The 21,249-nt window shown below is 62.5% G+C and carries 18 protein-coding genes; 10 read left to right on the top strand and 8 right to left on the bottom strand.

Going from position 1 to position 21,249, the window contains the following annotated elements; translation table 11 throughout:
- Positions 1-286: 286 nt before the first annotated feature.
- A complete protein-coding gene (gene macA / locus AC1RAC_RS27815) occupies positions 287-1,438 on the top strand; it encodes a macrolide transporter subunit MacA (RefSeq protein ID WP_197901488.1) in 1,152 nt (383 codons plus the stop codon).
- Positions 1,439-1,441: 3 nt separating this feature from the next.
- Positions 1,442-3,400, top strand: a complete 1,959-nt coding sequence (locus tag AC1RAC_RS27820; RefSeq protein ID WP_034127385.1) for a MacB family efflux pump subunit — start codon at positions 1,442-1,444, stop codon at positions 3,398-3,400.
- A 119-nt stretch (positions 3,401-3,519) separates the two neighbouring features.
- Here AC1RAC_RS27820 and AC1RAC_RS27825 read toward each other — a convergent pair whose 3' ends face one another.
- On the bottom strand, positions 3,520-4,179 hold the full coding sequence (locus AC1RAC_RS27825; RefSeq protein ID WP_169922153.1) for a helix-turn-helix domain-containing protein: 660 nt from the start codon (positions 4,177-4,179) through the stop codon (positions 3,520-3,522).
- Positions 4,180-4,408: 229 nt separating this feature from the next.
- Positions 4,409-5,653 carry a methionine gamma-lyase gene (locus tag AC1RAC_RS27830; protein ID WP_492617159.1) on the bottom strand — a complete coding sequence of 415 codons (1,245 nt, stop codon included), beginning with the start codon at positions 5,651-5,653 and terminating at the stop codon, positions 4,409-4,411.
- Positions 5,654-5,776: 123 nt separating this feature from the next.
- Here AC1RAC_RS27830 and AC1RAC_RS27835 point away from each other — a divergent pair, with 123 nt between their 5' ends.
- The gene (locus AC1RAC_RS27835) at positions 5,777-6,247 is read left to right on the top strand and encodes an Lrp/AsnC family transcriptional regulator (protein ID WP_014718112.1); all 471 of its coding nucleotides are present in this window, start codon (positions 5,777-5,779) and stop codon (positions 6,245-6,247) included.
- A gap of 109 nt (positions 6,248-6,356) precedes the next feature.
- On the opposite strand, the gene AC1RAC_RS27840 is transcribed toward AC1RAC_RS27835, so the two are convergent.
- Both AC1RAC_RS27840 and AC1RAC_RS27845 read right to left on the bottom strand, forming a co-directional pair.
- Positions 6,357-6,743 carry a hypothetical protein gene (locus AC1RAC_RS27840; protein ID WP_492617160.1) on the bottom strand — a complete coding sequence of 129 codons (387 nt, stop codon included), beginning with the start codon at positions 6,741-6,743 and terminating at the stop codon, positions 6,357-6,359.
- Positions 6,744-6,888: 145 nt separating this feature from the next.
- Positions 6,889-7,611 (bottom strand): pirin family protein, encoded by a 723-nt coding sequence (locus AC1RAC_RS27845; protein WP_034127388.1) that lies wholly within the window; start codon positions 7,609-7,611, stop codon positions 6,889-6,891.
- Positions 7,612-7,793: 182 nt separating this feature from the next.
- Between AC1RAC_RS27845 and AC1RAC_RS27850 the strand changes: the two genes are divergently transcribed.
- Positions 7,794-8,744 (top strand): GlxA family transcriptional regulator, encoded by a 951-nt coding sequence (locus tag AC1RAC_RS27850; RefSeq protein WP_034127389.1) that lies wholly within the window; start codon positions 7,794-7,796, stop codon positions 8,742-8,744.
- 150 nt (positions 8,745-8,894) lie between these two features.
- Positions 8,895-10,349, top strand: coding sequence for an ATP-binding protein (locus AC1RAC_RS27855; protein WP_236455378.1), 1,455 nt, complete (start codon positions 8,895-8,897; stop codon positions 10,347-10,349).
- Here the strand turns inward: AC1RAC_RS27855 and AC1RAC_RS27860 are convergent.
- Positions 10,296-13,058 (bottom strand): ATP-binding protein, encoded by a 2,763-nt coding sequence (locus AC1RAC_RS27860; RefSeq protein WP_492617161.1) that lies wholly within the window; start codon positions 13,056-13,058, stop codon positions 10,296-10,298. The genes AC1RAC_RS27855 and AC1RAC_RS27860 overlap by 54 nt on opposite strands.
- Before the next feature lie 58 nt (positions 13,059-13,116).
- On the bottom strand, positions 13,117-13,515 hold the full coding sequence (locus AC1RAC_RS27865) for a helix-turn-helix domain-containing protein (RefSeq protein ID WP_034127392.1): 399 nt from the start codon (positions 13,513-13,515) through the stop codon (positions 13,117-13,119).
- Positions 13,516-13,720: 205 nt separating this feature from the next.
- Here AC1RAC_RS27865 and AC1RAC_RS27870 point away from each other — a divergent pair, with 205 nt between their 5' ends.
- From AC1RAC_RS27870 to AC1RAC_RS27890, 5 genes are all read left to right on the top strand, one after another.
- A complete protein-coding gene (locus tag AC1RAC_RS27870) occupies positions 13,721-14,629 on the top strand; it encodes a LysR family transcriptional regulator (protein WP_003191909.1) in 909 nt (302 codons plus the stop codon).
- 204 nt (positions 14,630-14,833) lie between these two features.
- On the top strand, positions 14,834-15,424 hold the full coding sequence (locus AC1RAC_RS27875; protein ID WP_072448821.1) for an antibiotic biosynthesis monooxygenase: 591 nt from the start codon (positions 14,834-14,836) through the stop codon (positions 15,422-15,424).
- The gene (locus AC1RAC_RS27880; RefSeq protein WP_492617162.1) at positions 15,421-17,259 is read left to right on the top strand and encodes an amidohydrolase; all 1,839 of its coding nucleotides are present in this window, start codon (positions 15,421-15,423) and stop codon (positions 17,257-17,259) included. Before AC1RAC_RS27875 ends, AC1RAC_RS27880 begins: the two co-directional genes overlap by 4 nt.
- Before the next feature lie 29 nt (positions 17,260-17,288).
- On the top strand, positions 17,289-17,906 hold the full coding sequence (gene ycaC / locus AC1RAC_RS27885; protein ID WP_003191905.1) for an isochorismate family cysteine hydrolase YcaC: 618 nt from the start codon (positions 17,289-17,291) through the stop codon (positions 17,904-17,906).
- 195 nt (positions 17,907-18,101) lie between these two features.
- Positions 18,102-18,983 (top strand): LysR family transcriptional regulator, encoded by an 882-nt coding sequence (locus AC1RAC_RS27890; RefSeq protein WP_054898661.1) that lies wholly within the window; start codon positions 18,102-18,104, stop codon positions 18,981-18,983.
- On the opposite strand, the gene AC1RAC_RS27895 is transcribed toward AC1RAC_RS27890, so the two are convergent.
- Entirely contained in the window at positions 18,970-20,007 is a 1,038-nt protein-coding gene (locus AC1RAC_RS27895) for an AraC family transcriptional regulator (RefSeq protein WP_492617163.1), read from the bottom strand. The genes AC1RAC_RS27890 and AC1RAC_RS27895 overlap by 14 nt on opposite strands.
- A 1-nt stretch (position 20,008) precedes the next feature.
- Positions 20,009-20,923, bottom strand: coding sequence for a GGDEF domain-containing protein (locus AC1RAC_RS27900; protein WP_072448824.1), 915 nt, complete (start codon positions 20,921-20,923; stop codon positions 20,009-20,011).
- Positions 20,924-21,249 lie beyond the last annotated feature (326 nt).

Below are 21,249 nucleotides of genomic sequence, written 5' to 3' on the forward strand. Positions count from 1 at the left end.
AGCCTGGGCGAGGTGCCGAGTGGTGGGGCAAGAGCGTTTTGCTTACTTTTGCGCTTTTCAAAAGTGAGCCGCTGTAAGAGCGGAACCCTAGGTGGCCGTTACCGCAGGAATGGATATGTACGCATTCCAACCCAACTAAATGGTCGACCAGAAGGCCGCCATCGCAGGCAAGCCAGCTCCCACATTTGCACCGAGGAGCGTCAGGTAGACAGGGGTCGGCTGTCAGGTCTTTACCCAGGCCAGCGTCAGCGCGCAACCATATTTGTACTCAATCAAGAAGCCAACCATGCAAACGTCTAAACTCCGCAAAATCGGCATTCTGGCTTCAGTGGCCGTCGCAATCGGCCTGGCCATCTACACCGTAAACGCCCCGGCCGACGCCCCCCAATACCTCACCGCGACCGCCGAACGCGGCGATATCGAAAACGCGGTATTGGCCACCGGCCTGCTCGAAGGCGTCAAACAAGTCGACGTCGGCGCCCAGGTCTCTGGCCAGCTCAAGTCGCTGAAAGTCAAAGTCGGCGACAAGGTAAAGAAGGGCCAATGGCTGGCCGAAATCGACCCCTTGATCCTGCAGAACACCCTGCGCAAAACCCAGGTCGATGAAGAAAACCTCCAGGCCCAACGCCGGGCGACAGCCGCGCAGCTCAAGCAGGCCAAGTCTGTATATGAACGCTACAAAGGCTTGCAGGCCGACGAGTCGGTGTCACGCCAGGATTTCGAAGACGCCGAATCGACCTACCAGGTGCAGCAGGCCAACCTGCTGTCCCTGGACGCGCAGATCAAAAGCGCGCACATCGAGATCGACACCGCCAAGGTCAACCTGGCCTATACCCGCATCAACGCGCCCATCGACGGCGACGTGGTGGGTATTGTCACCCAGGAAGGCCAGACCGTGATCGCCAGCCAGTTGGCGCCCGTGCTGCTCAAGCTGGCAGACCTGGACACCATGACCGTCAAGGCCCAAGTGTCGGAAGCGGATGTGATTCATATCAGCCCCGGCCAGCAGGTGTACTTCACCATTCTCGGCGAGGCGGACAAGCGCTATTACGCCAAGCTGCGCGGCACCGAGCCGGCGCCGCAGAACTTCCTGGAAACCCAGACCGCCGGCACGCCGAAGCAAAACACCGCGGTGTTTTACAACGCGTTGTTCGACGTGCCCAACCCAGAGCACCGCCTGCGCATCGCCATGACCGCCCAGGTGCGCATCGTGCTCGACACCGCCCAGGCCGCGCTGATAGTGCCCGTGGCGGCGCTGGGCGTGCGCAATGCCGATGGCCGCTACGAAGTGCGGGTGCTGGATGCCAAGGGCAAGGCGGTCGCCCGCACGGTGAAGACCGGTATCAATAACAACGTCAAGGTGCAGATCCTGGACGGCCTGGCCGAGGGCGACACCGTGGTGATCGGCGATGCTACACCTGCCGTGGCGGGGAGTTGAGTCATGACCCAGCCTCTGTTGGAACTCAAGGGCATCACCCGCAGCTTCATGGCCGGCGAGCGTGAATTCATCGCGCTCAAGGGCATCGACCTGACCATCCATGCCGGGGAAATGCTGGCGATCATCGGCGCCTCCGGTTCGGGTAAGTCGACCCTGATGAACATCCTCGGTGGCCTGGATTACGCCACCGCCGGCAGCTACAAGATCAATGGCATCGAAACCCGCTCCCTGGGCGATGAGCAACTGGCAGAGCTGCGGCGTGATTACTTTGGGTTTATCTTCCAGCGTTACCATTTGCTCGCGCACCTGAGCGCTTTGCACAACGTGGAGATGCCGGCGATCTACGCCGGCACCCCACAAAGCCAGCGCCATAGCCGCGCCGGGGAATTGCTGGCACGCCTGGGCCTGTCGGGCCACACCAGCCATCGGCCCAGCCAACTGTCTGGCGGGCAACAGCAGCGGGTGAGTATCGCGCGGGCCTTGATGAATGGCGGTGAAGTGATCCTGGCCGACGAACCCACTGGCGCCCTCGACACCCACAGCGGCAAGGAGGTGATGCGTATCCTCGCCGAACTGCACGCGGCGGGGCACACGGTGATTATCGTCACCCACGACCCCAAGGTCGCGGCGAACGCCCAGCGCATTGTCGAGGTGTGTGATGGCGAGATCATCAGCGACAAGGCCAACGACAGCGTCGGCCTGGAATTGCCCGTCGAGGCGCCGGTCGAGCCCCGACGCAGCGGGGCGCGGCGCCTGGTGGCGAGCCTGGGGCTGTTCAAGGAAGCGTTCAACATGGCGTGGGTGGCGCTGATCTCCCACCGCATGCGCACCTTGCTGACCATGCTCGGGATTGTCATCGGCATCACCTCGGTGGTGTCGATTTCGGCCATCGGCGAAGGCGCCAAGCGCTATGTGCTCAAGGACATCCAGGCGATTGGCAGCAACACCATCGATATCTTTTCCGGCACCAGCTTTGGCGACAGTCGAGCCTCGGCGATCCAGACGCTGATGCCCTCGGATGTGGACGCGCTGAACCAGCTGTATTACGTCGACAGCGCCACGCCGGTGGTGGGCCGCAACCTGATGCTGCGCTTTGGCAACATCGACGTGGATGCACAGGTCAATGGTGTCAGTGACCGCTACTTCAAGGTCAAGGGCCTCAAGCTTGAAGCCGGCATCGCCTTCAGCGAAAGCGATGCGCGGCGCCAGGCCCAGGTGGTGGTGATCGACCACAATACCCGCCAGCGCCTGTTCGGGCCCAACATCGACCCGCTGGGCCAGGTGATCCTGATAGGCAACCTGCCGTGCACGGTGATCGGGGTGACGGCGGACAATAAAAACATGTTCGCCGCCAGCAAGGCCCTGAACGTGTGGGTGCCATACGAAACCGCGGCGGGCCGTCTGCTGGGCCAGCGTCATCTGGACAGCATCACCGTGCGCATCAAGGACGGCCAGCCGAGCAAGGTGGTGGAAGACAACGTCAATAAGCTCATGCTGCAACGCCATGGCACCAAGGATTTCTTTACCAACAACCTCGACAGCATCATGCAGACGGTGCAGAAAACCAGCCGCTCCCTCGCGCTGTTGCTGTCATTGATTGCGGTGATCTCTTTGCTGGTGGGCGGTATTGGTGTGATGAATATCATGCTGGTGTCGGTCACCGAGCGCACCCGTGAAATCGGGATTCGCATGGCGGTGGGGGCGCGGCAATCGGATATTCGCCAACAGTTTCTAGTGGAGGCGGTGATGGTGTGCCTGATCGGCGGGATCATCGGGATCTCCTTGTCCTACGCCATCGGCTACCTGTTTTCGCTGTTTGTGAAGGAGTGGGAGATGGTGTTTTCGGTGGGCTCGATCATTACCGCGTTTGCCTGTTCGACGTTGATCGGCATTGTGTTTGGTTTTGTACCGGCGCGGAATGCGGCGCGGTTGGACCCCATAGAGGCACTGGCCCGGGACTGACCTGAGGGAGCTGCTGATCGTTCCCACGCTCTGCGTGGGAACGCCGCCATGGACGCTCTGCGTCCACAGTGACGCAGAGCGTCACGGGATCCATTCCCACGCGGAGCGTGGGAACGATCTTAGTCTTCGGTCGAGTACATCCACCGCAACAACGAGTGCCGCCCGCTGATCCCCAACTTGATCGCCGCACGCTTGAGGTAGCTCTCGATGGTGTTGACCTTCAACGCCAATTGCTCGGCCAACTCCGGCGCGGTGCGCCCGGCCAGCAGGCCTACGCACACTTCCAGTTCACGGTTGGACAAGGTCAGCCCCGATTGCAGCAGGCGCTCCTGGATGCGTCGGCGCAAGGTGTCGATGCCCTGGGGTTGAGGCACTGCGCACGGGCTGTCCGGGAGCGATGGCTGCAGCGCGGTGATGTGTTTTTCCACCATGGGCAGCAACAGCGTGGAGAAGTCCTGGAGCATGCTGCGCTCTTGCGCAGAAAAGCTGTCGGACGGGTGCGAGCGATACACCGACAGCACATAGCGCACATCGTCCTTGCGGCGCGTGAGGTGCAGTTGTGCGGCGAGTTGCTCGCTGCCCAGGGCCGCCGCCGAATCGGTGTACACCGGGCTGATCTTGCGGCGGCCAAGGCCTTCGCGGCTGACTTGCAATTGGGTGATATGGGTGGCGTCCACTGCCAATTGGGTGAGGATCAGGTCATGCAGCATGCGTGGGAAATGGCGGCTGCCGGTGCTGGCGATGACCTTGCCTATCTGTGGGAACAGGTGTGAGTTCATCAATTCGTCCATGAGTTTCGTGCAGGTATTGGGCCTTATAGCGACGGGGGTTAAGAAGGTAACTAATGTGAATAACCTGCAGTGATAGTGCGTCCCGCCGCTGACATGCTAGTACAGCCTGGCTAAAGGAGGGGGATCCAATCTGCGAAAAAAAACATTAAACAGGCAGAGCGGCAGCCGGATCCTTCCGACCGCCGCCCAGGCACCGCATAACCCATGGGGTTGGACGCTATTTCATCGCATACGCCGCTGTCGCAATGGGCCGCAGGTTGGCAGCGCTGCACTTGGCCAGGGCCTGATGGATATCGGCCAGCAGGTCCGCAACGTCTTCAAGCCCCACCGACAAACGCACCAGCCCCTCGCTGATACCGTGCTGCGCCCGTTGTTCGGGCGTGTAGGTGGAGTGGGTCATGCTCGCCGGGTGTTGGGCCAGTGATTCGGCATCCCCCAGGCTGACTGCGCGGGTGAACAGTTGCAGTGCGTTCATGAAGCGCTGGCCGGTTTCGAGGCCGCCCTTGAGTTCAAAGGCGATCATGCCGCCGGGCAGTTTCATTTGCCGGTTTGCCAGTTCGTATTGTGGGAAAGAACGCAGACCGGGGTAGGTTACCCACTGCACCGCAGGGTGCGCCTGCAGCGCCTCGGCCACCGCTTGGGCGTTGCTGCAATGGCGCTCCATGCGCAGGCCCAGGGTCTTGAGGCCGCGCATCAGCAATGCGGCGTCCTGGGGCGACATCACCGCGCCGGTCAGGTCCTTGAGCCCTTGCAGGCGAATGCGCTGCGCCAGGGCCTGGTTGCTCACCGCGATGCCTGCGGTAATGTCGCCGTGGCCACTGAGGTATTTGGTGGCCGAGTGCACCACCACATCGGCGCCCAGTTCCAGGGGACGTTGCAGATAGGGGGTGCAATAAGTGTTATCGACCACCACGGTGACATTCGGCTGCTGATGGGCCAGTTCGGCCACGGCGGCGATGTCGATCAGGCGCAGGTTGGGGTTGGCCGGGGTCTCGCAGTAGAGCATGCGGGTGGCCGGGGAGAACGCTGCTTGCAGGGCGGTGAGGTCGGTCAGGTCGACATGCCGCACCTTGATGCCGAATTCGCTCAGGCCGTGGTGCAGCAGGGCGAACGTACAACCATAGAGCGTCTGGCTGACGATGATCTCGTCGCCCGGGCGCAACAGGGTCCAGAACGTCGCGGCTATCGCGCCCATGCCGGAGCTGAACGCCACGGCGGCCTCGCCGTTTTCCAGGCTGGCCATGCGTGACTCCAGCAGGGCCAGGGTCGGGTTGGAAATGCGCGTATAGAAGTGGCCGCTGACTTCGCCGGCAAAGCAGGCGGCGCCGTATTCGACGGTGGGAAAGGCGAAGGTCGCAGACAGATAGATCGGCGGGACGAGTGCGCCGTGGTGGTCCTGGGGGTCATAGCCGTGGTGTATGGCACGGGTGGAAAAGCCGAATGTGGTGTGTTTATTGTGCATGTCGGGCGCTCCTTATTTCCTACAATGCTATGCTCATAACCACGGATGAACCTTGCAAAAAAGCCCGGAAAAACCTGCGTTTGTGGATCAAACACCGATAAAAATAATGAATAGAGGCACGTTATGCCTATCAAGCTGGACCGCACCGATAAAGCCCTTTTGAACGCGTTGCAGGGCAATGCCCGCCTGACCGTGGCCGAGTTGGCCGAGCGGGTGGCGCTCACCACTTCACCGTGCTGGCGTCGGGTGCGCACCTTGGAAGAAAGTGGGGTGATCAGTGGCTACCAGGCGATTCTCTCGCCCAAGGCACTGGGCTACGGGGTGACCGCGTTCGTCAGCATCATGATGGAAAGCCACACCCAGGAAATTGCCCGGGCGTTCGAGCAACGTCTGTTGGCCATCCCAGAAATTGTGGCGTGCCATAACGTCTCTGGGCGCTATGATTTTTTGCTGGAAGTGGTGGCCAAGGACCTGGAATCGTTCGGTGAATTTGCCCGAGAGGTCTTGCAGACCTTGCCTTGCGTCAAGGAGATCTATTCGAGTTTTTCCTACAAGTCGGTAAGGCCGCTGCGGGTAATCCCGCTGCCGGGTTGAGGCACGGCTTAGCGCTTCAGTCGACATCGTGTGGATACCCAGGCAAATCGAAGACGAAAAAAAACCGGCTGATCAGGCCGGTTTGGGGTGTCCCGCCAACAGTGCGGGGTTATACGTGGGTGCTCAGCAGACGCTCGGCACCACCTTCAGCCAGGCCACGCTCCTGCAGGCGATCAGCACCGCCTTCAGCCAGGCCACGTTCCTGCAGACGATCGGCACCGCCTTCAGCCAGACCACGTTCCTGCAAGCGATCAGCACCGCCTTCAGCCAGGCCACGTTCCTGCAAGCGATCAGCACCGCCTTCAGCCAAACCACGTTCCTGCAAGCGATCAGCACCGCCTTCAGCCAAACCACGTTCTTGCAGACGATCCGCGCCACCTTCGGCAACACGGGTTTCTATCAGGCGATCAGCGCCGCCTTCAGCGACAACCGGGTGGGCAAAAGCGTTTGCAGCGAGTACCGAGAAAGCGAGGCTAAGCAAGAATTGGCGTTTCATGATGATGTGCTCCGAGTGTTTTAGTTGGGTGCCGTTTGGCATGGGTTTGATGTTACGCGTTGCATTTTTTTAGAGAACTTCATTGCGCTGATGGTGACTATCGATGCCAACGATGGTCCCGCTGCCGGGACCATCACTGCGGCCGTCATGGCATTTGCGGCAGTTCGTTGGGGCGCAGGTCAAACACCAGTACTTCAGCGTCTTCGCCGTGGCTCAGGCGGATCTGGCGTTCGTCCCGTACGCGTACACCGTCGCCTTCCTGCAAGCGCTGGCCGTTGAGTTCAACGCTGCCGCGCGCCACATGGATGTAGGCGTAGCGATCCGGTGCCAGCTCCAGGCGGGCACTTTCGTCAGCGTCGAACAGCCCGGCATACACCCGTGCGTCCTGGCGCACTTTCAGCGAACCGTTGGCGCCCTCCGGCGAGATGATCAACTGCAAGCGCCCACGTTTTTGCGCTTCTGTGAAGTGCTCCTGCTGATAGCGCGGCTTGGCGCCTGCTTCGTTGGGCACGATCCAGATTTGCAGGAAGTGCACGCCATGACGCTGGCTGTGGTTGAACTCACTGTGGGCTACGCCGCTGCCCGCGCTCATCAGTTGCACATCGCCGGGGCGGATCACCGAGCCGGTGCCCAGGGTGTCCTTGTGTTCCAGCGCGCCTTCGAGCACGTAGGAGAAGATCTCCATGTCGCGGTGCGGGTGCTGGCCGAAGCCTTTGCCTGCGGCGACGCGGTCATCGTTGATCACCAGCAGGTCGGAAAAACCCTGTTCCTTGGGGTTCCAGTAGTTGGCGAAAGAGAAGGTGTGGAACGACTTCAACCAACCGTGATTGGCGGCGCCGCGTTCGGAAGCTTTGCGAAGGGTCAGCATGGGTCCAGTCCTCAAGTGAGCGCGGGCTGCGAGATGCAGAGCGCTTGCGTTGAGAAGAAGGTTAATGGTTAACGAATGATTGATTAAGAAGATGAAAATAGAATAACTGTCTCTTTCAGGTTGACAGTCAAAGTCGTGCCATAATGCCCGTCGCACTCCTTCTCGATGGACATTTCCCGCTTATGAAAACCGTGGCCATGGCGCTGTTCCCGGACTTCCTGCTGCTCGACATGGCCGGGCCGCTGGAAGTGTTTTCGATTGCCAACCGCTACCTGCCGGCGGCCGACCACTACCAGATCCTGACCATCGGCACTGAGCCCGGTCCGTTGCAGGCCTCCAATGGCGTGAGCGTGCAGACCGACCTGCTGTTGGAACAGGCCCAGGCGGCTTATGACCTGCTGTTGGTGCCGGGCGGCCCCGGCGCCTATAACGAATGCCACCCCGCGTTGTTGCCCTGGCTCAAAGCTGCGGCGCCACGGGCTCGGCGTTTTGGCTCGATCTGCACCGGCGCTTTTGTGCTCGGCCACGCAGGTTTGCTCGACGGGCACCGCGTGACCACCCATTGGCACTACACCGAGCGGTTGATCAAGGCGTTTCCCAGCGCCATCGTCGAGACCGATCGCATCTATTTGCAGGACGGGCGGCTGATTACCTCTGGCGGCGTCACTGCGGGTATCGACCTGGCCCTGTCGGTCGTGGCCCAGGACCATGGCAAGCAAGTGGCGGTGGATGTGGCCAAAGTGCTGCTGGTGGTGATGAAGCGCCAGGGCGGCCAGGCCCAGTTCAGCCCGATGACTGCCGCCGTGGCGCCTCAGGAAACTCCGATCACCCGCGTGCAGAACCACGTCCTGGCGCATCTGGATCAACCCTTTACCATCGAGTCCATGGCTGAGTTGGCCGGAATGAGCGCACGCCACTTCGCGCGGCTGTTCGCCAAGGACGTGCAGATGACGCCCATGGCGTTCCTGCAGGGCGCGCGCATCGACCGGGCCCGGCACCTGCTGGAAACCACCGACCTGCCGCTCAAGACCGTGGCCTTCCACGCAGGCTTTGGCAGCGTGCGGCATATGCGTTTTCTGTTCAGCGAAAAGCTCGGGCTGAACCCTACCCAATACCGACAACAGTTCAGTTAACGACACCATGTCCGTCTCAGGCACCCGATTGTCCGTATCGCTCCCCGTGCCAGCATTGTCCTGTCATCGCCAACTGGCAAGATAGCGTCGAGCCCATGGAAAAAGGATGCGCAGGCACTCAAGCACGGGTGTTTCAGCGCTTTGACGGACATGCAAAATGGTACGGCGGTGAGCTTTGGCCCCTACACCTTTCATCGGCAGCAGCGGTTGGTCAGCAAGGCGGGCTGGCCGGTGCCACTGGGCGGGCGAGCCTTGGATATTCTCGCAGTACTGCTCGAAGCGCCCGGGCACTTCGTCAGCAAGGCGACCTTGATCGAACGGGTGTGGCCCAACAGCGTCGTTGAAGACAGCAACCTGCGTGTGCATATCGCCGCGCTGCGTCGTGCCCTTGACGGCCAACGCTGGATCCTCAATCACCCCCAGCGCGGTTACTGCTTCGCTGCGCCTGCGCAGGACGCGCTGCCGACGCTGCTGCCTCAGCACAACCTGGCTGCACGGCTCAGCCCGGTGTGGGGGCGAGATGAACTGGTGGGCGTGCTGGCGCGACGGTTGCCTGTGCAGCGGTTATTGACCCTCACAGGCGTGGCCGGTATTGGCAAGAGCACGCTGGCCCTGGCCCTGGCCGAGCGGGTATTGCCGCGTTATCGCGACGGCGTATGGTGGGTCGACATGGCCGTTGTGCAAACCCCGAGCGAACTGCTCGGTAGCCTGGCCAGGGTGTTGCAGTTGCATTCGACGCCCGCGAGCCTCAACGAACTGGGCCGGCGCCTGGCCTCGCGCCACGTGTTGCTGGTACTCGACGGCGCTGACCTGCTGCTGGGCGCGTGTCGACAACTGATGCGTGCGCTGCGCGAGGCGGCGCCGGGCATCAGCGTGCTGATCACCAGTCGCGAAGCCTTGCTGGCCCCTGGCGAGTGGATAGTGCGCGTGCCTCGGCTGGCAGTGCCGCCGCCAAAGGCGTTGGCCAATGTCGAGCAGGCGATGGCCTGTCCTGCGGTGCAACTGTTCGTGGCGCGCGCGCGTGCCAATCAGCAGGGGTTTGATTTGCGGCCTCAGGACCTGGCGCCGCTGGGCGACCTGTGTCGGCGTCTGGACGGCCTGCCGTTGGCCCTGGAATTGGCGGCCGCCCAGGTGGATGCGTTGGGCATCGGCGGTGTGCAGACGCAAGTACGCACAGGCTTGCAAGTGCTGGCCCGTGGGCGCCGCACGGCAGTGGAGCGCCATCGCTCACTGACCGCGGCCCTGGATTGGAGCTACGAGCGCTTGAGCCTGCCGGAGTGCTGGCTGTTTCTGCAATTGAGTCTGTTCAAGATGGCAGTCACCTTACCCACCCTGAGTGACCTGGTGACCGGTACCGAGCTCGAACATGCCGATCTTTCTTACCTGCTGGCGCGCCTGGTCAACGTCTCGCTGCTGAGCGTCGAGCCCGGCCTGGGCCCGGCGCGCTATCGGCTGCTCAACTGTGTGCGCAGCTACGCTTTGGGGCAACTGCGCGACCCGCGTCAGGTCGCGCGTTTGCAGCAGGGCTACGCGCCTTGCCTGGGGGCGTTCTCAGGCCGGCCGTTTGTCCTGCAACTCGTCGAGCAGGCAGCGCACGCGCAGTAGATCCTGAGTGGCGAAGCCTTCGCTGAAACGTGCGTGGATTGAACCGAGCAAGTCCCTGGCGAGCTGAATGCGCCCCTGCTGTTGCCACAGTTGCGCCAGGGCTGCGCCGCAGCGCAGCTCCCAGGCCAGGGCTCCTTGCTGGTGCGCCAGGCCCAGCGCCTCCAGCAGCAGGGTTTCAGTGGTGTGCTCATCCTCTAGCTGCAAGGCGTACACCCGCAGAATCTCCGGGGCGCACCAGCCCGCCGCGCCACTGCGCGCGCGTTCCAGGGTTGGCACATCCACGGCATGGGTGCCAAAGGTGATCAAGGTGTCTTGGATCAGGCCCAGGCCCTGCCAATCCGGCTGGCCAAGAATACCGGCGTAATGCCCGGCCCAGGTCTGGAACAACTGCACAGAATGCTTGTGCGACTGCTCCAGCAGCAGCCTTTGCAGGGCTTGGGCGTCGTCTTCGGCGCCGTTGTAGCGGGCGATCACCACCCCAGCCAGGGCCAGGGTGTAGCAAATCGAGGTGCCGTGGTTGATCTGTAGCGCCAACTCCAAAGCCTGACTGGCGGTGCGCCAGGCGCGCTCGGGAAAGCCCTGCAACCACAGGATTCGCGCCAACACGGTCAAGGAGGCGACGCCCTGGTCGTACTGCACGCCAACCCCGAGGGCAAAGCGGTTCACGTGACCGCTTTGGGACATGCGCTGCAGCACCTGCTCGGCGTGGTGCCGGGCGAGCGTCTGGTTGCCGGTGTAATGCTGACCCAGCGCACGCAGCCGCTGCGCGCTAAGGCCCAGCAACGGCTCGGTGCGTGGGTCGAGGCGTTCGAACTGCACACTCAGCGCCTGCGCTGGGCCGTAGCGCCCGGCGCACAGGTTCACCGCCATCAGCCCGGAGACCGCACGCAACTGGCCGCCAAGGTCCTGGGTTGTCTCGGCCAGGCGTGCGGCACCCTCGAATGCCGCAATGGTCCGAGGTGCGGCGCCCATGGCGTGGTAGGAGAGGCTGCCCAGGGCCAATTGCAGTTGCAGGGTCAATTGCGTGCAGGGCGCGGTGACCTGGCCGATCAGCGCCAGCGCCTGGTCCACATAGCCGCCGTGCTCACGCAGCAACGACAACTCTTGCCACAGCGGCATCGCGCTGACCGTCAGGCGGATAGCCAGCAGCTGCGCACCGTCGTCAGCAAAGCCCCAGTCGAGGGCGGCACGCACGTCTTCGCGCAGCGGTGCGTAACGGTCGATCCACGGCTGTGTGGCGATCAGGTCCCAGTCGCCCTGGGCCTGTTCCATCAGCGCCAGGCAGCGTGCAGCGTGGCGCTCTCGTGTGGCATGCAGTTCGCAGGCCTGGCTGAGCTTTTCCAGGGCGTAGGTGCGGGTGATGTCCAGCAGGCGATAGACCATCTCGTCATCGCTTGCTTCCACGTTCAACAACGACTTGGCCACCAGTTGCGTAATGGAGCCCAGCACTTCGGCGGGGGCCACTTGCTCCCCGGCAATCACCGCCGCTGCGCTGACCAGGCTGAAGCCGCCACGGAAGACCGCCAGGCGGCGCAGGCAGATTTGCTCGCACGCCGTTAGCAGGTCAAAGCTCCAGTCGAGCGTGGCGCGCAGGGTCTGCTGGCGGGGCAGGGCACTGCGTCGGCCGCGGGTCAGCAGCCGAAAGTTGTCTTCCATCTGCACCAGCAGGCCCGGCAAGCCAAACCGTTCGATTTGCGCGGCCACCAGTTCGATCGCCAGGGGAATGCCGTCCAGGCGCTGGCAGATATCAATCGCCAGGGGCAGTTCAGCGTCGCTGAGGGCAAAGCTCTCCTGGTGGGACATGGCGCGCTCGATCAGCAATTGCATGGCCGGGTAACCCAGGGCCTGGGCGCGGTTGCCGGTGGCGGGCGGGCAGGCCAGCGGTTCAAGGCGCTGCACATATTCACCTTCGGCGCGCAGGGCTTCGCGGCTGGTGGTGAGGATGTGCAGGTGCGGTGCATGGCGCAGCAGGGTTTCACTGATCAGGGCGATGTCGTCGAGCAGGTGCTCGCAGTTGTCGATCACCAGCAGCATCTGGCGTGCCTGCAGGCTGCGGGCGAGGCTGGCCAGGGAGGCATTTTCGCCCGGTGTCAGGCCGAGCAGGGCGGCCAGGTTGGGCAGGATCATGGACGCCGCACTGAGCGGCGCCAGGTCCAGCAGGTGAATACCGTCGCGGTAATGCCCGATCAGCAATTCCGCGACCCGCAGGGCGACGGTGGTCTTGCCGATGCCTCCGGCACCGGTCAGGGTGATAAAGCGTTGCTGCGGCAGTTGTTGTACCAGGGCGTCGATCAGCGCTTGGCGGCCGATCATGCGCGTGCGCCGCAGGGGCAGGTTATGGCTGGGGCGTTTGGGCGCACCGTCGGTGGGCAGCGTCATGGGTTCGATGCTCAGTGGCGCAACAAAACTGTAGCCGCGCTGGGCGACCGTGACGATATAGCGCTGCCCGGCCTGGCCGTCGCCCAGCGCCTTGCGCAACGCAGCCATGTGCACACGCAGGTTGCCGTCTTCCACCACGCTTTTGGGCCAGACCCTTGCGATCAACTCCTGTTTGCTCACCACATTGCCGGCGTGCTCCAGCAGGATCAGCAGAATGTCCACCGCCCGCCGCCCCAGGCGCAGCGGGCGGCCGGCCTCCAGCACCAGGCGCTGGCGCGGGTGGATGCGGTAGGGGCCGAAATGCACGGCCTGGTCGCTCAAGTCATTCATGGCTGCCCAGGTTCTGGAGGAAGGGAGCGACCAGCATATTCCAGGTACGTGCAGACCACTAGGCAGCGATCACATCAGGTTTGCTGCGCGAGTGGTGGTTTCGCCAGGTCATCGGGTTGACGCCTTCGCTGCGGGTGAACATATGGCAGAAGTGCGCCTGGTCGCAAAAGCCACATTCGAGGCTGATCTGGGTGAGGCTCAGGGACGAGCCGGTAATCAACTCCTTGGCGCGCTGGATGCGTTGCTGGCGGATCCATTCCTGGGGCGACAGCCCGGTGGTGCACTTGAAGGCGCGGGAAAAATGGCTGCGCGACAAGGCGCAGGCCTGGGCCAGGTCGGCGATCGCCAGGCTTTCGCCGAGGTTGGCGAGGATCAGTTGCTTGGCGATGCGCTCGCGCCGGGGGCACAGGCCACCGGTGGCGGGCAACCGGGGGGAATATTGCTCGAGTCGGGCCATGACAAATATCCGCAGTCGATGGGAACGTTCCCGGTGGATGGGTGCAGTGTAGACGCGCTTCATCTTGTTGCCGGAGCGCCTGGCTGACGAGTTAATCGTTGTTAATTTCGCCAGGTGCGGTGCCGGAAAAGACAGCACAGCTATGCAATCCCAGGCGTGCAGTGCATGCTTCCCTGGCCCCCTGGAAAACGTTTGGATAGCGCTCATGAACCGCAACGATCTGCGCCGCGTCGATATGAACCTGCTGGTGATTTTCGAAGCCTTGATGTTCGAGAAAAACCTGACCCGAGTCGCCGAAAAACTGTTTATCGGCCAACCGGCAGTGAGCGCCGCGCTGGGCCGTTTGCGCGATTTGTTCGACGACCCGTTGCTGTTGCGTAACGGCCGTGCCATGGAACCCACAGCGCGCGCACTGGCGATACTCAAGGAGCTGCAACCTGCCATGGACACCATCTCGGGCGCCGTCAGCCGCGCCAAGGATTTCGACCCCTCCACCAGCTGCGCGGTGTTTCGTATCGGCCTGTCCGATGATGCGGAGTTCGGGCTGTTTCCGTCGTTACTCAGCCGCCTGCGCGAAGAAGCGCCAGGCATCATCGTGGTGGTGCGCCGCGCCAATTACCTGTTGATGCCTTCGCTGCTGGCCAGCGGTGAAATCTCCGTGGGGGTCAGCTACACCACCGATCTGCCGGCCAATGCCAAGCGCAAGAAACTGCGCGATATCCCCTGCAAGGTCCTGCGCGGGGATGACGGCGAGGCGCCGCTGACCCTGGATGATTACTGCGCCAGGCCCCATGCAATGGTGTCGTTCTCCGGTGACCTGAGCGGCAATATCGACCTGGACCTGGCCCGCATCGGCCGCTCGCGCCGCGTGGTGCTGGCGGTGCCGCAGTTCAGCGGGTTACGGGCGTTGCTGGCGGGGACGCAGATTATCGCGACCGTGCCCGATTACGCCGCGTGCGCGTTGACCGAAGGCACACGCCTGCGCGCCGAGGACCCGCCGTTTGCGATTGATGCGGCGGAGCTGTCGATGGTGTGGAGCGGGGTGCATGACAACGACCCGGCGGAGCGGTGGTTGAGGGGCAGGATTGCGGAGCATATGGCGCGGGCCACATAGCTTTGCCGGCAATTGCAGGAGCGAGCTTGCTCGCGAAAAACTCCCAGGCGCCACGTTTATTCAGAAAGTAGGGGTTATCGTTGACGTTTTTTGCGCGCAAGCCCGCTCCTGCAACAAGCCAAACAGCACATACATCCAATTCTCCCCAGCCGCCAAGCCGCCAGACTCTCCCCATCGCTCAATACCCCGGGGAAGCACTCAGCCATGGATTCAACCACCAACACCAGCCCCGACGAAGTCGTCACCCTGGTCGTCAAGCACCGGGTCAAACCCGGCTTTGAAGTCGAGTACGAAGCCTGGTTGCGCCGCATCGTGCGCATCGCGGGCGAACGCCCTGGGCACCTTGGTGTTGACGTGGTGCGCAGCCAGCAAAACGGCATGGCGCTGTTCACTTGCGTGCTGCGCTATAGCTCCACCAGCGCCCTTGAGCTGTGGCTCGGCTCCCCGCAACGCCAGGCCCTGATCGACGAAGCCGCGCCGATGCTGGCGGACGGCGACCAGACGGAAATCGGCGCGGCCAATGAATTCTGGTTCACGCCCCAGGCCGAGGGTGGTGCCAAGCCGCCGCGCTGGAAGCAGGCGGTGGTCAGCCTGTTTGTGATCCTGCCGCAAACCCTGCTGCTGCCGTTTATCTGGGGGCCGATCCTGCGGTTGCACCCGTTTCTGTCCAATTACGTGGTCTCCACCTTCCTGGTCACCCTGACCATCGTGTTGCTGGTGGTGTACCTGCTGATGCCGGCGGCCACCCGCCTGTTCGCTCCCTGGCTTGAAGCCTCTGTAAAGGAAACCCTATGAACGCCGATCTGATTCTGTTCAATGGCCAGTTCCACACCGTGGACCGGGAAAACCCACGCGCCACCGCCGTGGCCATCCACCAAGGGCGCTTTGTCGCCGTGGGTACCGACGGCGAAGCCATGGCCCTGCGCGGCAGCGGCACCCAGGTCATCGACCTCAAGGGCCGCACCGTAATTCCCGGCCTCAACGACTCGCACTTGCACCTGATTCGTGGCGGGTTGAACTACAACCTTGAACTGCGCTGGGAAGGCGTGCCGTCCCTGGCCGATGCCTTGCGCATGCTCAAGGACCAGGCCGACCGCACGCCCACGCCGCAATGGGTACGCGTGGTGGGCGGTTGGAACGAATTCCAGTTCGCCGAAAAGCGCATGCCCACCCTGGAAGAACTCAACCAGGCCGCCCCGGACACCCCGGTGTTCGTGCTGCACTTGTACGACCGCGCCTTGCTCAACCGCGCAGCCCTGCGGGTGGCGGGCTACACCAAGGACACGCCGAACCCGCCGGGCGGTGAGATCGTGCGCGACAGCAACGGCAACCCCACCGGCATGCTGGTGGCGCGGCCTAACGCGATGATCCTGTATGCGACCTTGGCCAAGGGCCCGAAACTGCCTTTGGAATACCAGGTCAACTCCACCCGCCAGTTCATGCGGGAACTCAATCGCCTGGGCCTGACCAGCGCCATCGATGCCGGCGGCGGCTTCCAGAACTACCCCGATGACTACGCGGTGATCGAGCAACTGGCCAAGGATCAACAGTTGACGGTGCGCATCGCCTACAACCTGTTCACCCAGAAGCCCAAGGAAGAGCTCAGCGACTTCAAGAACTGGACCGGCAGCGTCACCCTGCATCAGGGCGATGACTACCTGCGCCATAACGGGGCCGGCGAGATGCTGGTGTTCTCGGCGGCGGACTTTGAAGACTTCCTCGAGCCCCGCCCGGACCTGCCGCTGACCATGGAACAGGAGCTGGAACCGGTGGTGCGCCACCTGGTGGAACAGCGCTGGCCGTTCCGTCTGCACGCCACTTACGACGAGTCCATCTCGCGCATGCTTGACGTGTTCGAGAAGGTCAACCGCGATATTCCGTTCAATGGCTTGCCGTGGTTCTTCGACCACGCCGAAACCATCACCCCGAAAAACATCGAACGTGTGCGTGCCCTCGGTGGCGGTATCGCGATTCAGGATCGCATGGCGTTCCAGGGCGAATACTTTGTCGAGCGCTACGGCGCCAAGGCCGCCGAAGCCACACCGCCGATCAAGCGCATGCTGGCCGAAGGCGTGCCGGTTGGGGCGGGCACCGATGCCACCCGCGTGTCGAGCTACAACCCCTGGACCTCGCTGTACTGGATGGTCAGCGGCCGTACTGTCGGTGGCCTGGAGCTGCACGCCGAGGGTTTGCCGCGCCTTACCGCATTGGAGCTGTTCACCCACGGCAGCGCCTGGTTCTCGTCCGAGCAGGGCAAGAAAGGCCAGATCAAGGTCGGTCAATTGGCGGATGTCGCCGCGTTGTCGGCGGACTTTTTCAGTGTCGAGGAAGAAGCTATCAAGTGGATCGAGTCGGTGCTGACAGTGGTCGGCGGCAAGGTCGTGTACGGCGCTGGCGAATTCGAAGATTTCGCACCGCCACGAGTACCGGTGCTGCCCGACTGGTCGCCGGTGGTCAAGGTGCCAGGGCACTGGCGCCCGACGTCGCCGATGCAGGCCCAGGTTCACCAGTGCAGCGGCCCCTGTGGCGTGCATGCCCACAGCCATGAAAAAGCGCGCCTTTCCAGCGTGCCGGTCAGCGACTTCCAGGGTTTCTGGGGGGCGTTCGGCTGCTCCTGCTTTGCTTTTTGAAAAACACCCCATCCCCAAAGGAGTTACCCATGACTTACAAGCGCTTGAACAAAGACGATGCTGTTGTGCTGTTGGTTGATCACCAGACCGGCCTGATCTCCCTGGTGCAGGATTTCTCCCCCAACGAGTTCAAGAACAACGTGCTGGCCCTGGCCGACGTGGCGAAGTTCTTCAACCTGCCGACCATCCTGACCACCAGCTTTGAAAGCGGCCCCAACGGCCCGCTGGTGCCTGAGCTCAAAGAACTGTTCCCCGACGCGCCGTACATTCCGCGCCCTGGCCAGATCAACGCATGGGACAACGAAGATTTCGTCAAGGCCGTCAAGGCGACCGGCCGCAAGCAGATCATCATTGCCGGTGTGGTGACCGACGTGTGCGTGGCATTCCCGACCCTGTGTGCCCTTGACGAAGGCTTCGAGGTTTTCGTGGTCACCGACGCTTCCGGCACCTTCAACGAAACCGTGCAACAAGCCGCCTGGGCGCGTATGACCGCCGCCGGTGCGCAACTGGTCAACTGGTTCTCCGTGGCCTGCGAGCTGCAAGTGGACTGGCGCAACGATATGGAAGGCCTGGCCAACCTGCTTTCGCCGCGCATTCCCAACTACCGCAACCTGATGAACAGCTACTCGGCGTTCGCTGCCAAGTAACCTGCTCTGTAAAACACCGCAAAGCCCTGTGGGAGCGGGCTTGCCCGCGATAGCGGTATGCCAGTCACCGATTTTTCAACTGAAGCACCGCCATCGCAGGCAAGCCAGCTCCCACATTTGATCGTGTTCACATTTTGGTTTGTGGTGTGACCACTGACAGGCTATAAACAGCCCATCGTCCCCTGAGAAGCGACAATGAACCCCTTCGAAGACATGCGCCTGTTCTGCCAGGTCATGGAATCCGGCAGTTTCACCGCCGCCGCCGAGCAATTGGGCTTGTCCAAGCAATTCGTCAGCCGCCGCCTGATCCAACTGGAAGACCGCCTGGGCGTACGCCTGCTCAACCGCTCCACACGGCGCCTGGACGTCACGCCGCTGGGCCAGAGTTACTACGAGTCGGCCTTGCGCCTGCTCGGTGAGGTGGAGCAAGTGGAGCAGGGCATCGCCGGCCAGAACAGCGAACCCCGCGGCACCATTCGCCTCAGTGCACCCTTGTCGTTCGCCATGGCGCACCTGGGTTGCCTGTTGCCGTTGTTCCTGCGCCAGCATCCGCAGGTCTGCGTTGAAGTCGACCTGAGCGACCGCCCGGTGGACTTGATCGGCGAAGGCTACGACCTGGTGCTGCGCATCGGCACCCTGGAAGACTCCACCCTGATCGCCCGGCGGATCGCCGCTATCGAGCGGGTGTATTGCGCCAGCCCCGACTACCTGGCGCTGCGGGGTACGCCATTGAAACCCGAGGATTTAGCCACGCACGACTGCCTGCCTTACGGCCACGGCCGTCAGGTGCAATGGCGTTTCAAAGGCAAGGTGCAAGCGTTGAGCGTCAGTGGGCGCATGCGCGTCAACAACGGTGACCTGCTGCGCGATACCGCGATAGCCGGTTTGGGCGTTACCTACCTACCGACGTTCATTGTCAGCGAGGCCTTGAAGGATGGGCGTCTGGTCAAGGTACTGGAGGACTTCGCTCCTGAGGCCTTGACCCTGTCGGCGGTGTACCCGCAGCACCGCCAGAGTTCACGCCCGGTGCAAGCGCTGGTGGAGTTCCTGCGCGAACGCCTGGCTAGCGGCTGCTGAACAGTTGGCGGATCAGGTTGGGCGTGCTGCCCGTCCACCGCTTGAACGAGCGCCGAAAATTCGCCGCATCGTTGAAATTCAGGTACGCCGCTACTTGCTCGTTACTCCACCCCTTGGCCTGGTACAGGTGCAACGCCACATGCTTGCGCACCCGGTCGACCTGTTGCTGAAAACCGGTGTCGTGCCGTTGCAACTTGCGCTTTAGCGTGGCCGGGCTCATGGCGAAGGTGTGGGCGGCCAGTTCCAGGCTTGGTGGCTGGCGCACGTGTTCGCGCAGGTAGGCATAGAGGCAGTCCAGAAAACTTGTGGCAAAGCCCAGTTGCTCGATTTGTTCAAGGGCTTGCTGGCGCGCGACCTGGCCCGCCGTGGCCGAAGCGCCCGGCCAGGTGTGGGTGAGGTATTCACGGGGGAGGCACATCATGTCCAGAGGGCGTTCGAAGCGCGTGTGTTCGCCCAGATGCACCCAGTATTGCTCGACATACCGAGGTTCGGCGTGGCTGAAGCTGCACACCCACGGCAAGCGCTGGCCGCTGAGCCATTGGCTCATGGCAACCAGTGAAGTCATGCTGGCTTCGAGCAGAAAGCGCCAGTGTTCGCCGGCGCCGCAACTGTCCAACCAATACAGGTAAGCGTGGTGCTCATCCAGCTCCAGTTGCAGCGTGGCCAGCGGGCTGAGCAGCACTTGTTGCTGGATCAGGATATCCAGGGCCTGATGAAGGTTCTGTGCATGCCCCAGGGCATGACTGGCGGCGCCGTAGTAGCCGGGCAGCAGGCGTTGGCCAAACAGGAAACTGCTGTCATCGGCATCCAGCAGTTTGCGGCTGTTGCCGATCAAACCCAGGAACTGCTGCGGGCTCAATCGCGCATTGCCGGCCAGGATGTCTTCGTGGAACAGGCCGGTGCCGCGCAGTAGGCGATGGCTGTCGATGTCCCGGGACAAGCCCAGGTCGATCAACGTGGCGGGTTGATAGTGACCGGGGATGAAGCGGCTGTCGTTTTCATACCAGCTGGTTTTCACGGCCATTTCAGGCACTTTTCGCAAGGGGTTGCTTGGCCCGGGCCAGGCCGATATTCAGCCGTTTGAGCAGCTCGTGGGGTGACTCTTGCAAGGCCATCACCACCGCCGTGGTCGCCGTCAGTTGCAGGCGTTCGCCCTGTTGCCGGGTCTTGTGGGCGAGGCTCTGCACCGCGTGTTGCAACTCCAGCGCCAGGCCCTGGGCCTGGCGCTCGCCGGTGTTGGGCAGCAGCACCACAAAACGATCGCCCGCCAGGCGGCACAACAGGTCCTGGCGGCGCAGGTTGAGCAACAGCACATGGCTGACAGCCTGTAGCACCGCATCACCCTCGGCATGCCCGTAGGCCTGGTTGATGGTGGCGAAGTTGTCCAGGTCCAGGGCCAACAACGACAGTGGTTGTTGCTGCGCTTGGCTGTCGCGCAAGCTGTCGGCGAGTTGGCGCTTGAGGTAGTCGGCACCGGCCAGGGGCGTGAGTTTGTCGAACAGCCGATGCTCGCGAAACAACCGCTCGCGTTTTTCCATCTGTGCGCTGATCGCCAGTTGTTCGTGGTGCCAGTGATAAATGCCAATCGTCAGCAGGATCATGCCCAACGGCATTGGCCCTGACTCCAGCCAGTGATCCCAGGAGATGCTGTCAGGCAGGCGGATGAATTCGTCGAGGCTGTCGATCCACCAGGAAAAAAAGATGCACGACAGCCCCAGCGCCAGGTATTGCGTGACCCGTCCGGCGGGGCGGCTTTTCAATACCAGGCCCAGCCAGATCAGCGCGAGCAGCGCCGAACCGCCTTCGCCGATGATATCCAGCCACACCCATTCGCTGACGCTTTTGAGCTCGCCGCAGGCCAGGTGCAGGATCAGTCCGAGGTTGGCGGCGATCAGGAGCAATGCGAGTTTCCAGCGGTGGGGTTTGAGCACGGAAAACATGGCCACGGGTCCTTGGGCAAATGAGTAATGGGCGCCAGCACAGCAGATGGATGTGACGGTTGGATGACGGGCGGGGAGGGTCGAATCAGCTCATGCCCTTGGCCTATTTTTTAGCTGGACATAGAGCCCATGTGGGAGCTGGCTTGCCTGCGAAGACGGCCTGACAGCCGGCCTCTATCTATCTGACGGTCAGCGTTCCAAATGTGGGAGCTGGCTTGCCTGCGATGGCGACCTGACAGGCGACACTGTTTATACCGAGTACATATCCATTCCTGCGGTAACGGCCACTTAGGGTTCCGCTTTTACAGCGGCTCACTTTTGAAAAG

This window comes from Pseudomonas sp. GW823-FHT02F05 (assembly GCF_058797315.1).